This window comes from Boseongicola sp. (assembly GCF_057460485.1).
Window position 1 is genome coordinate 1 of the sequence record NZ_JBVCWP010000132.1, and the last position, 10,578, is coordinate 10,578.

Annotated in this window: 8 protein-coding genes and 1 pseudogene; 6 read left to right on the forward strand and 3 right to left on the reverse strand. The window is 58.8% G+C overall.

Annotated elements, in window-relative coordinates; all coding sequences use genetic code 11:
* A partial coding sequence (locus tag AC221Y_RS14410; protein WP_486707587.1) for a nitrilase-related carbon-nitrogen hydrolase occupies window positions 1-286 on the reverse strand: 286 nt, incomplete at its 3' end.
* Between the two features lie 138 nt (window positions 287-424).
* Between AC221Y_RS14410 and AC221Y_RS14415 the strand changes: the two genes are divergently transcribed.
* The gene (locus AC221Y_RS14415) at window positions 425-1,840 is read left to right on the forward strand and encodes an MORN repeat-containing protein (RefSeq protein ID WP_299756810.1); all 1,416 of its coding nucleotides are present in this window, start codon (window positions 425-427) and stop codon (window positions 1,838-1,840) included.
* Between the two features lie 50 nt (window positions 1,841-1,890).
* Here AC221Y_RS14415 and AC221Y_RS14420 read toward each other — a convergent pair whose 3' ends face one another.
* Together AC221Y_RS14420 and AC221Y_RS14425 are read right to left on the reverse strand one after the other, a co-directional pair.
* Entirely contained in the window at window positions 1,891-3,420 is a 1,530-nt protein-coding gene (locus tag AC221Y_RS14420; RefSeq protein ID WP_299756812.1) for a cryptochrome/photolyase family protein, read from the reverse strand.
* The gene (locus tag AC221Y_RS14425) at window positions 3,414-4,079 is read right to left on the reverse strand and encodes an SDR family NAD(P)-dependent oxidoreductase (protein WP_299756815.1); all 666 of its coding nucleotides are present in this window, start codon (window positions 4,077-4,079) and stop codon (window positions 3,414-3,416) included. Before AC221Y_RS14425 ends, AC221Y_RS14420 begins: the two co-directional genes overlap by 7 nt.
* 97 nt (window positions 4,080-4,176) lie before the next feature.
* Between AC221Y_RS14425 and AC221Y_RS14430 the strand changes: the two genes are divergently transcribed.
* From AC221Y_RS14430 to AC221Y_RS14450, 5 genes and pseudogenes are all read left to right on the forward strand, one after another.
* Window positions 4,177-6,159 carry a CocE/NonD family hydrolase gene (locus AC221Y_RS14430; RefSeq protein ID WP_486707588.1) on the forward strand — a complete coding sequence of 661 codons (1,983 nt, stop codon included), beginning with the start codon at window positions 4,177-4,179 and terminating at the stop codon, window positions 6,157-6,159.
* A 90-nt stretch (window positions 6,160-6,249) separates the two neighbouring features.
* A complete protein-coding gene (locus AC221Y_RS14435) occupies window positions 6,250-7,230 on the forward strand; it encodes an ABC transporter permease (protein WP_299756819.1) in 981 nt (326 codons plus the stop codon).
* Entirely contained in the window at window positions 7,227-8,141 is a 915-nt protein-coding gene (locus AC221Y_RS14440) for an ABC transporter permease (RefSeq protein WP_299756821.1), read from the forward strand. The genes AC221Y_RS14435 and AC221Y_RS14440 overlap by 4 nt, the downstream gene beginning before the upstream one ends.
* Before the next feature lie 40 nt (window positions 8,142-8,181).
* A complete protein-coding gene (locus AC221Y_RS14445) occupies window positions 8,182-9,813 on the forward strand; it encodes an ABC transporter ATP-binding protein (protein ID WP_486707589.1) in 1,632 nt (543 codons plus the stop codon).
* Window positions 9,814-10,068: 255 nt separating this feature from the next.
* Window positions 10,069-10,578, forward strand: a pseudogene (locus tag AC221Y_RS14450) (2-isopropylmalate synthase); the annotation flags it as partial.

The following is a 10,578-nucleotide window of genomic DNA, read 5'->3' on the forward strand; positions in this document are numbered from 1 at the left end:
AAAGCTTGCCGCCTTGCAGCAACGGCCCCCCAATCCCAAGGGCGGGGCCGTCTGCAGTTTCAGCCATCAGCGCTTCTATGTGTGCCATTGCGTCGCGCGCGAATGCCGGCTTCATCACCAGATCCTGGGTGTTGTAGCCGGTGATGAACATCTCCGGCAGTGCGACAAAATCCGCGCCAGCCGCGCGACCTTCTTCCCACGCGGCCAATGCCTTAGCCTTGTTTCCAGCCAAATCTCCGACGGTTGGGTTCAATTGCCCAAGCGTGATGCGGAAGCGGTTTGTCATGCGCACTCTCCAAGCCCAAACCGTGTCTTAGCAGAGATGCGCCGAAGGGAAAGGGTTCGCGGACGGGAAAAGCGTTGCGAGCACTCGGTCGCTCAACTAGATTTAGCAAAACGGAGTGAAAAAAGAGTGGAACCGATCGTGGCAAGACGACTGAGGCTAAAGCTGGTGGCGACCTGTGCGGCGATTGCGCTGAGTGGGACAGCATGGGCGCAAGACAGCCAAGTCACCACAAAACAGTATGACGACGGTGGCGTTTACGAGGGCACCTTCCGTGACGGCAAACAGCACGGGACCGGAACCTATCGACTGCCAAACGGATATGTCTACTCGGGCGAATGGATGGACGGTGAAATCCGGGGCCAGGGACGCGCCGAATTTCCAAATGGGTCTGTCTACGAAGGTGAATTTTCCGCCGGAAAACCGGAAGGTCGCGGTAAGATCGTATTTGCGGACGGTGGGACCTATGAGGGCGGCTGGAGCGACGGAAAGATCAACGGGCAGGGCGTCGCCAGCTATGCCAATGGTGTTAAATACGAAGGCGGTTTCATCGACGCGCTGCACGATGGACAAGGCCGGATGGAAAGCCCGAATGGCTACATCTACGAAGGCCAGTGGAACAAAGGCATTCGCGAAGGCACTGGCACGATCGAATACCCAGATGGCGCGGTCTACGAAGGCCAGCTTGTGCGCGGTGCGCGCGACGGGCGCGGCACGCTGACGATGCCGGATGGATTGGTCTATGTTGGGGAATGGTCCAACGGTCAGATCAACGGCAGCGGGTCACTGACGCAGCCGAACGGCGACGTTTACGAAGGTGACCTGATCGATGGCAAACGTCAGGGTCAGGGTCGGGTGATTTACGCCAATGGCGATATTTATGAAGGCACCTTCGAAGCAGATCGCCGTCAGGGTCAGGGAACGTTTACCGGCACGGATGGCTACCTTTATGTCGGTGGCTGGGTCGACGGGCGCATCGAGGGCGACGGCGAAGTGACGTATCCAGACGGGTCCGTTTACACCGGCACCTTCAAAAATGATCTTGCCGACGGCGCGGGAAGGATCGTTTATCCGGACGGCAACACGTATGAAGGCGGCTGGGTCGCTGGCGTGATCGAGGGCGACGGCGTTGCGACCTATTCCAACGGATTGGTCTACGAAGGCGGGTTTCTGGACGCGAAAATGCACGGGCAAGGCAAGATGACATTTGCCGACGGCTACACCTATGAAGGCACTTGGGCTGGTGGTCAGCGCGAGGGCGACGGCGTTGCGACCTATTCGGACGGCACCGTGTACGAGGGCAGCTTCGTGGCCGGGCAACGTCAGGGTCAGGGCAAGATCACCATGCCAGACGGCTTCACCTATGTGGGCGAATGGGACGCGGGCGAGATTGACGGGATGGGCGTGGCGACTTACGCGAACGGCGATGTCTACGAGGGCATGTTCGTGCGCGGCAAGCGTCAGGGCAACGGCAAAATCCGCTACGCGACCGGCGAAGAGCGCACCGGCGATTGGGACAACGGTGCTCTGATCAGCACTGACGACGACACGAATTAAGATTTCTTAACGTCGGCATGTAGGAAGTGTGCGGGGTTTGCCACAGCACATCACACAGGCCGTCCGGCGTCCATCTGGCTTAGGAATGCGTCTGCTTGGGCTACGATCGTGTCGCGTTTGTCCGCGTTCATCCGATCCCAGGTGCGATACATATTGCCCATCCGCGGATTGCCCTGGAACTTGTCGCGGTGGCGGTCGAGGAAATGCCAGTAAAGCAGGTTGAACGGACAGGCCCCCTCGCCGGCTTTTGTCTTCACCGAATAAGCGCAGGATTTGCAGTAGTTCGACATGCGGTCGATGTAGTTGCCTGAGGAGACGTAGGGCTTGGAGCCGACGACGCCGCCGTCTGCAAATTGGCTCATGCCGATGGTATTCGGGGCTTCGACCCATTCGTAGGCATCGGCGTAGACGGCGAGATACCATTCATGGACCTCGTGCGGGTGGATGCCTGCGAGAAGGGCGAAATTACCGGTCACCATCAGGCGTTGGATGTGGTGGGCGTAGGCGTCTTCCCGGGTTTGGGCGACGGCTTGGGACAGGCAATGCATTTTGGTTTCACCGCCCCAGTAGAGCGCGGGCAGCGCCCGGTCGTGGGCAAGGGCGTTGCGGGAGGTGTAGTCGGGGCCTTCGTGAAAATAGATGCCGCGGACGAACTCGCGCCAGCCGATTATCTGGCGAATGAAACCTTCGACGGCATTGAGCGGGGCCGTGCCTTTCTGCCATGCGGCTTCGGCAGCGCGGCAGATTTCGAGCGGTGAGAGCAATCCGGCATTCAGATACATCGACAAGATCGAGTGCCACAGGAACCTTTCGTCGGTCAGCATGGCGTCTTGATAGTCACCAAATTTCGTCAATCCACCATCGATGAAATGCGTCAATGAAAGGCGGGCGTTTTCCGGTGTTACGGCGAACCAGAAGGGCCGCAGCGTGCCGAAATTACCCCCGAACCGCGTCTCGACCAGATCGAGGACGTCTGACGTGATAGCGTCAGGTTCAAACCGCAGCGGGCCGGAGAAATCGACCTCCCCGGGGGCGGGTTTGCGATTGTCGTGGTCGAAATTCCATTTGCCGCCAGAGGGCTTATCGCCGTCCATCAACAGACCGGTCTTGCGGCGCATCTCACGGTAGAACCATTCCAGCCGCAATTGTTTGCGGCCCTCGGCCCAAGCCTCGAATTCGGCGTGAGTGGCGATGAAGCGATCGTCTTCCATCTGCGTAAGGTCAAGAGGTGCGTCGTTCAGATGCTGGATCAACCGCCATTCGCCGGGTTCGGTCGCAATCACTTTCGATGTGCCGTGGCGATCAGCAGCGGCGATCAGGGCCGCTGCGATACTGCCATGGGGCGTGTCAGCGTCTAATTGCGTGTAATCGACTGTCCAGCCGTCTTGCCGCAGCTTTTGCGCAAAATGGCGCATCGCAGAAAACAGGAAGGCGATCTTTTTGGGATGGTGCGGGACGTAAGATGCCTCGTTCGAAACCTCGGCCATGACGACGATGTCTTGCGCTTTGTCGGCGGCTTTCAGGGCGGCGATGTCCGGGCTAAGCTGGTCACCCAGAACGAGAACGAGGCGGCCTACCAAGGAATGCCCCGTGCCGCATAGTCGAAAAACTGACCCGATTGCGCCGGTGTCAGGCCTTCGATGACGTCGATCAGATTTGCCGCCGCCTGGCGCGCCGGGACGGTTGTGTGTCGGCCCGCGTATTTTTCGGTGAAGGATGTCGCAACCGTGCCGGGATGCAGACAAACAGCAGCGGCCTGTTTGTGGGTGCGCTTCATTTCGATGGCCGCACCATGGATCAACTGGTTGAGCGCGGTTTTCGACGCGCGGTAGCTGTGCCAGCCTCCGATGCCGTTATCGCCGATTGAGCCGACACGCGCAGACAGGGCGGCGAAAACCGATGGAGTGGTTTTGGGCAGGAGCCTAAGGCTATGTTTTAAAACAAGCATCGGCCCAACGGCATTGACGCGAAAGGCGGCCTCCATCGCATCTGCCGTCACTTCGCGCACGGCTTTTTCGGGTGCCTGTCCACCAGACTCTAATGCGCCTGTGGCCACGAAGATCAGCGCAAAGGGCGCATCAAGCGCGCCAAGAGCTGCTTCGACACTGGCTTCATTCGTCACATCAAGACCGTCGCGCGAGCGCGACAGCCCCATGACCTCATAGTCGCGGGCCGACAGCTCGGAGGAAATGGCCGTCCCGATCCCGCCGGAGGCCCCTATGACAAGCGCGCGCTTCATAAGGGAATAGCTAGCTGCATCTGCGCAGGCGTCAACGCAGTCTTTTCAGTTTGTTTCGGGCGTGCTTACGTGAATGCAAAGCAAGAAGGGGCGCGTCATGAAGCATCGCAGCGATTTTCCAAGGACCGTTATCGAATGGCCGGATCAACGAATCGCGATGCCCGATGGGGTCGAGCTTTCGGTGCGGATTTGGTTGCCAGAGGATGCCGCGACCAATCCCGTGCCGGCAATCCTTGAGCACCTGCCCTACCGCAAACGCGACGGCACCATCGCGCGTGATGAGCTGACGCATCCCTACTTTGCAGGTCATGGTTATGCCTGCATCCGTGTTGATATACGCGGCAATGGCGACAGCGATGGGTGGATGGCTGATGAATATACCCGGCAAGAATGGGATGACGCGCTTGCTGTGATGGACTGGGTCCGCGCGCAACCCTGGTCGACGGGGGACTGGGGGATGATGGGTATTTCCTGGGGTGGATTTAACTGCCTTCAGGTCGCAGCCCTTCGTCCTGCGGGAATGAAGGCCGTTATTTCACTGTGTTCAACGGTGGACCGGTATGCCGACGACATCCACTATAAGGGTGGGTGCATGCTGGGCGAGAACCTTGGCTGGGCGTCGCAGATGCTGGCCTATTCGTCGCGCCCGCCGGACCCCGAAGTGGTGGGCACTCGGTGGCGCGACATGTGGTTGGAGAGGTTGAAGGCGCAGCCGTTTTTGTTGGAGCCGTGGCTAACGCATCAGCGCCGGGATGCCTATTGGGAACACGGGTCGATCTGCGAGGATTTCGATGCGCTGGAGGTGGCTGTTCTGTCCATTGGCGGGTGGCATGACGGGTATCGCAACACACCAAGTGCTTTGGTTGCGAACATTTCGGCGCCAGTGAAGGCGATCGTGGGGCCGTGGATTCACAAGTATCCGCATTTTGCGGGGCCGGAGCCTCGGATTGGATTTTTGCAAGAGGCGCTCAGGTGGTGGGATCGCTGGTTGAAGGGGGTTGAGACCGGGGTCGAGGACGACCCGGCGCAACGTCTTTGGTTGATGGATACGGTCCCACCAACGCGGTGGTTGGACGTCCGTCCTGGGCGTTGGATTGCGGTGGATGAAGACGTACCAATGCAGGTTTTTCCTTTTGGAAACGGGGTTTTGGGGGCTGCAGAGGCGTTTTCTGTACCCGTTGCATCGCCTCAGACCTGTGGCGCTGGGGCTGGCGAGTATTTCCCGTTCACCTTCGATGAAGATTTTCCCGGCGATCAGGCCGCCGACGATGCGATATCGGCGTGTTTTGAAACTGTTCAATTGGACGAAACCACTGATGTGGTCGGGGCGCCCGTGGTGTCTTTGCGGCTGACGCCCCGTGCGCAAAGCGGTCAGATTGCTGTTCGGCTGGTCGATTTGCGACCCGACGGCGGGGCAACATTAATCAGCCATGGGTTCTTGAATTTGCGACACCACGCAAGCCACGCGAACCCTGAAGATCTGACGCCCGGGGTGGAGATCGACGTGGCGGTGATCATGGATCAATGCGCCTATCGCCTGCCCGCCGGGCATCGCTTGCGGGTTGCGGTCTCAACTGCCTATTGGCCGTTCATCTGGCCCGCACCCCACGCCGGTGGTGTGACGATCACCGCAGGGTCGCTGGCGTTGCCAGTGCGCGAAACAGCTTTGGGCGATGAGGTGGCGTTTCCACCGCCCGAGGCGGCCTTGGCGTGGAAGGCGACCGAGTTGCGCGCGCCGGCACTGACCCGCGAAAGCAAAGTGTTGGCGGACGGCACATCGCTTTTGCGGATCACCACCGACAATGGCGAGATGCGCGATGATGCGCATGGGCTGGCGACCGGGTCGAGTTGTGTTGAGGCCTGGCGTATTCACCCCGACGACCCATTGTCGGCACAGGCGCGGTTTGACTGGGTTGAGACGATGGATCGCGGGGATTGGAGCGTGCACACGCGGTGCCATGCCTCGCTTTGGGCCAGTCGCGACACTTGGCACGGGCGGGCACGGGTTGAGGCCTATGAGGGTGAAAAACTTGTTTTTGAAAAGGATTTTGCGATCGATATTGCGCGCGACGGAATATGATCCGCCACAAACTGTTGCTATTTGCGACGGGCTGCGCCTAGTCTTCCCCAACAGATCGGAATACTATCCGGCAAGACCAGGGAGACCTACATGCACCCCATCCTGTCGACGGTGCTTCAGCGATTGGCGCTTGGCCTGCTGACGCTGTTCTTTGTGTCGGTGATTATCTTCAGTTCCATCGAGTTCCTGCCTGGCGACTTTACGCAAGCCGTTCTGGGTCAAACCGCAACGGAAGAAACCGTGGCTGCGTTCCGCCGAGAGTTGGGGCTCGATCAGCCAGCTTACGTCCGATATTTCGACTGGATTGGCGCTTTGGCGCAAGGCGATCTGGGGACCTCGTTCTCGGGTCGCGCGTCGTCTGGAGTGGATCGCTCGCGTGCGGTGGTTGATCTGGTCGGGCCGCGGCTGGAAAACACGCTGTTTCTGGCAACCATGACTGCGATTATCGCGGTGCCTCTGGCGCTGACATTGGGAATTCTCGCGGCACTTTATCGCGGAACGGTGTTTGATCGCGTTATCAATGCAGTGACGTTGACGACAATCTCGATGCCGGAATTCCTTGTCGCCTATGTCCTGATCCTATTTCTTGCCTCGCTTAATCCCATTTTTCCGAGCCTTGCAAATATCACAGTGGATACGCCGTTCTGGGAGCGGGTTTATCGCTGCGCCCTGCCCTCGCTGACGCTGACGCTGGTGATTGTCGCGCACATGATGCGAATGACCCGGGCGGCGATTATCAACCTTTTGGCTTCGCCTTATATTGAGATGGCGCGGCTTAAGGGCCTGTCACCCCGCAAAGTGATCCTGACCCACGCCTTGCCAAACGCCTGGGCGCCGATTGCGAACGTTGTGGCCTTCAACCTTGCCTACCTTGTGGTGGGCGTGGTCGTGGTCGAAGTGGTGTTTGTATATCCCGGTGTCGGTCAGTTGATGGTCGATGCGGTGACAACCCGCGACATACCTGTGGTGCAGGCCTGCGCACTGATATTTGCCGCCACCTACATCGTTTTGAACCTGATCGCTGACGTCATATCGATTGTCACAAACCCGAGGTTGTTGCACCCAAGATGACCGACACACCAGAGACATATACCGCCAAGGATGAAGTCGGCCAGGTGCGCGCGCGTCGCACCCGGTGGGAGCGAACGTGGATCGAGCTGAAGAAGGCGCCTTTGACGGCGTGGTTCGGGATGATCGTCATCGCGTGCTACGTCTTTGTGGCGGTTTTTGCAGGCTGGCTCGCTCCTTACGCCGAGGCCGACAGTTCCTTCGGAGCCTATCTGCCATGGGGCGATGGCCACGTGTTCGGCACAGATCAGATCGGGCGCGATATCTTCTCGCGGATGATCTTCGGCGCGCGCAACACGATGGGCATTGCCTTTGCGACGACCTGTCTTGCGTTCCTTATCGGGGGCGGCTTTGCCCTGATGGCCGCAATCAGCCGGGGCTGGGTGGATCAGGTTATCAGCCGCTTTGTCGATGTCTTGATGGCGATCCCGTCGCTGATTTTTGCGCTGATGCTTTTGTCGATCTTTGGCTCGTCTATTCCGTCGTTGATCATGATCATCGCTGTGTTGGATTCCACCCGGGTCTTTCGTTTGACCCGCGCTGTCGCGATGAATGTGGTGGTGATGGAGTACGTGGAAGCCGCGCGCCTGAGGGGCGAGGGCCTCGGCTGGATCATGCGTCGGGAGATCTTGCCGAACATCATGCCGCCTTTGGTCGCCGAGTTCGGCCTTCGGTTTAGCTTTGTTTTCCTGACGATTGCCGCTTTGAGCTTCCTAGGGGTCGGCATCCAGCCGCCAACGGCGGACTGGGGTTCGATGGTACGCGACAACGCGTCGCTTATTCAGTTCGCCCAATACGACCTGAAAGCCGGCATCACGCCTTTGCTGCCAGCCGCGGCCATCGCGCTTTTGACTGTTGCAGTGAACTTTGTGGTCGACTGGTTCCTGATGAAGACCAGCGGTTTGAAAGAATGAACGCCAAGCCGAGTATGTCTGCCAATAAGAAAGTGCCAAAATGAGTGACGATCTGCTGCTTCATATGAAGAACATCGTGATCGACGGGTTTTCGGACGAGCGTTGGCACCCGATTATCAAGGGCATTGATCTGACGCTGAAGCGCGGTGAGGTGCTTGGGCTGATCGGGGAATCTGGTGCAGGCAAATCGACGCTTGGTCTCGCTGCGATGGGGTTTGGACGCCCCGGCATCCGCCTGACCTCGGGCGAGATCTGGTTTGACGGGAAGGACTTGATGACTGCGACCGAGGCCGAGCGTCAAAGTCTGCGCGGCTCACGCATTGCCTATGTCGCACAGTCTGCAGCGGCCGCCTTTAATCCAGCACATCGCCTGATTGATCAGACCATTGAAGCCAGCCTCAGCCATGGCGTGAAGTCGGCCGCCGAGGCGGCGGAGGACGCAAAGTCCCTTTATGCAGCGATGGATTTGCCAGACCCGGAAAACATCGGGTTTCGCTACCCCCATCAGGTTTCCGGTGGGCAGTTGCAGCGCGCAATGACCGCTATGGCAATGTCGGCGCGCCCCGACCTGATTGTTTTCGACGAACCCACAACGGCACTGGACGTCACGACGCAAGTAAATGTATTGGCCGCGATGCGTGAAGCCGTGGACCGGTTCAATACAGCCGCAATCTACATCACGCATGACTTGGCTGTGGTGGCACAGATGGCGGACAGGATCAAAGTTCTGCGCTATGGCGAAGAGGTCGAAGAGGCCGAAACCCAGGAGATGCTGTCGAACCCCAAGCACCCGTACACGAAAACGCTTTGGGCAGTGCGTTCGATTGTGAAGGCGGCCGAGACAAGCGACGACTACGTGCTTCAGATTGACAATGTGACGGCGGCCTACGGGACGGTTCCAGTATTGCACAACGTCTCAATTTCGGTGCCGCGCGGCAAGACGATTGCTGTGGTGGGCGAAAGCGGATCGGGCAAATCGACAACGGCGCGGGTGATCACCGGGCTGCTGCCGCCAAAAGAGGGGCGGGTTCTGTTCAACGGCGAGCCTTTGCCTCCCGCGTTGAAGGGACGGTCCAAGGACCAGCTTCAGCGCATTCAGATGATTTACCAGATGGCCGATACGGCGATGAACCCGCGCCATACCGTACGCGAGATGATCGGGCGTCCGGTGGAGTTTTATCTTGGGCTGAAGGGGCGTGCTGTCGACGAACGCGTCTCGGAGCTTTTGAACCTGATCGAGCTGGACGACAGTTTCCTTGATCGCTTGGCGGGCGAATTATCCGGCGGCCAGAAGCAGCGGATCTGTATCGCACGGGCCTTGGCCGCTGAGCCCGAAGTGATCATTTGCGACGAGGTTACATCGGCGCTGGATCAGGTGGTGCAGGAAGGAATATTGAGGCTTTTGATGCGGCTTCAAAAGGACCTCGGCGTTACTTACATCTTTATTACACATGATATCGCGACTGTGCAGGCGATCTCGGACGAGATTGTGGTGATGTGGATGGGCAAGGTCGTCGAGCAAGGCATCAAGGACGAGATCATGCAGCCGCCCTACCCCGAATATACCGAGCTTTTGCTGTCTTCTGTTCCGACGATGGATGTCGGGTGGCTAAAGGGCGCGGTTGCGGCCCGCAAAGCCATGACAATTGCCGCGCAGACCGGCGAGGCCTGAAGTCTTACCTTCCGGTTGTCTATCGCCGGGGAAACACGCGTTCGTCGCACCTTTGCGCTCAGGGCTTTACTTCAAGAAATCCCACTCTTATCATTAAACCCATGAGCCAGAGGACCGATATTCCGATGATTGACCGCGCAGATGCGCGTGTCCTTGGCTTGCTTCTACTCCTTAGCCGCCTCTGAGCGTGCCTTTCGGCGCGACCGCTCAGAGGTGAACAGCGCCAGGAAATGCTAAGGACAAAGTGAGAGACCCATGACAAACGAAAAGAACGTTTCGCCGGCGGCGGACAAAAACCAAGTGTTGATTTTCGACACCACGTTGCGCGACGGCGAGCAATCTCCGGGCGCGACAATGAGCCATGCCGAAAAGCTGGAGATCGCCGACCTTCTTGATGAGATGGGCGTCGATATTATTGAGGCCGGTTTTCCGATTGCCTCGGACGGCGATTTTCAGGCGGTAAGAGAGATTTCCAAACGCTCGAAGAACGCGGTGATCTGCGGACTGAGCCGTGCGAATTTCAAGGATATCGACCGCTGCTGGGAGGCCGTGCAACACGCGGCACGTCCGCGGATCCATACCTTTATCGGAACGTCTCCGCTGCACCGCGCCATTCCGAACCTTGATAAGGACGAGATGGCGACGCGCATCCACGACACGGTCACCCACGCGCGAAATCTGTGCGACAACGTGCAGTGGTCGCCCATGGATGCGACGCGAACCGAATGGGACTATCTCTGCCGCACCGTCGAGATTGCGATCAAG

Excerpts from the sequence above, each read along its gene's own strand:
- AC221Y_RS14425 (WP_299756815.1), bottom strand. The coding sequence starts at position 4,079 with ATGAAGCGCGCGCTTGTCATAGGGGCCTCCGGCGGGATCGGGACGGCC.
- AC221Y_RS14430 (WP_486707588.1), top strand. The coding sequence starts at position 4,177 with ATGAAGCATCGCAGCGATTTTCCAAGGACCGTTATCGAATGGCCGGAT.
- AC221Y_RS14435 (WP_299756819.1), top strand. The coding sequence starts at position 6,250 with ATGCACCCCATCCTGTCGACGGTGCTTCAGCGATTGGCGCTTGGCCTG.
- AC221Y_RS14440 (WP_299756821.1), top strand. The coding sequence starts at position 7,227 with ATGACCGACACACCAGAGACATATACCGCCAAGGATGAAGTCGGCCAG.
- AC221Y_RS14445 (WP_486707589.1), top strand. The coding sequence starts at position 8,182 with ATGAGTGACGATCTGCTGCTTCATATGAAGAACATCGTGATCGACGGG.